Origin of the sequence: Candidatus Hakubella thermalkaliphila (assembly GCF_013281975.1) — a bacterium.
In the GTDB taxonomy this organism is placed as follows: domain Bacteria; phylum Actinomycetota; class Humimicrobiia; order Hakubellales; family Hakubellaceae; genus Hakubella; species Hakubella thermalkaliphila.
Map to the genome: position 1 here is coordinate 1 of NZ_BLRZ01000434.1, position 622 is coordinate 622.

The 622-nt window shown below is 38.3% G+C and carries 1 pseudogene; it reads left to right on the forward strand.

What is annotated here, in order from left to right:
- Window positions 1-580: pseudogene (locus HW443_RS12585) on the forward strand (hypothetical protein); the annotation flags it as partial.
- Window positions 581-622 lie beyond the last annotated feature (42 nt).

Genomic DNA, 622 nt, shown 5'->3' on the forward strand with positions numbered 1-622 from the left:
TGAGAAATGTTATAGATTTTTGAAACTGAGCGGTGTTTTTGAAGAAAATCGTCTCGTCGCCCTCTTTAGACAACTGAAGAAAAAAGAGTTTGAGGTGGAAAGAGATTCAAAGATAGAGGCGGTTAAGAAGGAGATACGCTCTCGTGTTTTTAGAGAACGTGGATATAGTTGGGTAATATATGGTGTCCTGGTATACATCGTTGTGTCAATTGTAGGTATTTCCACGTTGGTAGGATGGGAGGATTTCATTGCAGGATCGATTCTGCCTAATATAATAATGTATATTATAATAACTATATTATGGCCTTTAACTCTTATACTTATTATAATAACCTATATACTAAGCGGAGAATGGGGAGGTTGGTATCCCCTCCTGCTGATAGCGTTTACAGGTATTTCTATATGGATTCCCATAGTCTTAGTAGTCTTAGTAAGAAGAGGTAGGGTAAGCATGGAGGTTATAATGAACCCGGAGGAAAAACAAGAGCTGTCATTAAGAACCAAAACAATTGAAACGGAATTCACAAGAAAAGTAGCTGGAATTGATAAAGAGGTACTGAAACTGAGCAAGAATACGTAGGCAAGGATAAGGTGGGTGACATGGAGGACAAGGCTAAGAAGA